Source organism: Paraburkholderia mimosarum LMG 23256 = NBRC 106338 (genome assembly GCF_000739815.1).
Taxonomy (GTDB): domain Bacteria; phylum Pseudomonadota; class Gammaproteobacteria; order Burkholderiales; family Burkholderiaceae; genus Paraburkholderia; species Paraburkholderia mimosarum.
This window is the reverse complement of record NZ_BBJJ01000300.1, coordinates 1-821: the sequence shown is the minus strand read 5'-3', so window position 1 is coordinate 821 and position 821 is coordinate 1. Positions and strand designations below refer to the sequence as shown.

Sequence of the window (821 nt, the reverse complement as noted above, 5' to 3'; positions counted from 1 at the left end):
CTGTGCGCCGAAGAGGCGTGCACGCCCTTTGATCTGGCGCGCGGGCCGCTGGTCCGCGGGCGCCTGATCCGGCTGTCGGAGGAGGAGCATGTCTTCCTGCTGACGCAGCATCACATCGTCTCGGACGGCTGGTCGGTGGGGGTGCTGGTACGGGAACTGGGCAGCCTGTACCGGGCGTTCGTGGCCGGACAGGCCGATCCCTTGCCGGTACCAGCGATCCAGTATCCCGATTATGCGGCCTGGCAGCGGCAATGGCTCTCCGGGGAGCGGCTGCAGCGTCAGGCGCAGTACTGGCGCGAGGCCCTGTCAGGCGCGCCGTCCATGCTCGCGTTGCCGACGGACCGGCCGCGCCCGGCGCGCCAGTCGTTTGCCGGCGCCACGGTGCCGGTGGAGATCGATGCGGAGCTCACGCGGGAACTCAGGCGGCTGGGCCGTCAGCATGGCACGACGTTGTTCATGACGGTGCTGGCGGGCTGGGCGGCGGTGCTCTCGCGTCTGTCGGGACAGGACGACATTGTGATCGGTGTGCCTTCAGCCAACCGCGGCCGGCGCGAGATCGAGGAGCTGATCGGCTTTTTTGTGAACACGCTGGCGCTACGGGTGGATCTGTCGGGCGGGCCGGACGTGGCGACGCTTCTGGAGCGGACACGGTGCACGGCCCTGGGGGCGCAGGAGCATCAGGACCTGCCGTTCGAGCAGGTGGTGGAGATCGTGCAGCCGCCACGGACGCTGGATCACACGCCGCTGTTCCAGGTGATGCTGGCCTGGCAGGATAACGCGCAGGGGCGGCTCGATCTTCCCGGGCTGGGCGTGGAGGAGGA

1 protein-coding gene is annotated in these 821 nt (G+C 69.2%); it reads left to right on the top strand.

Annotated elements, in window-relative coordinates; translation table 11 throughout:
* A partial coding sequence (locus BMI01S_RS37530; RefSeq protein ID WP_042293481.1) for a condensation domain-containing protein occupies positions 1 to 821 on the top strand: 821 nt, incomplete at both ends.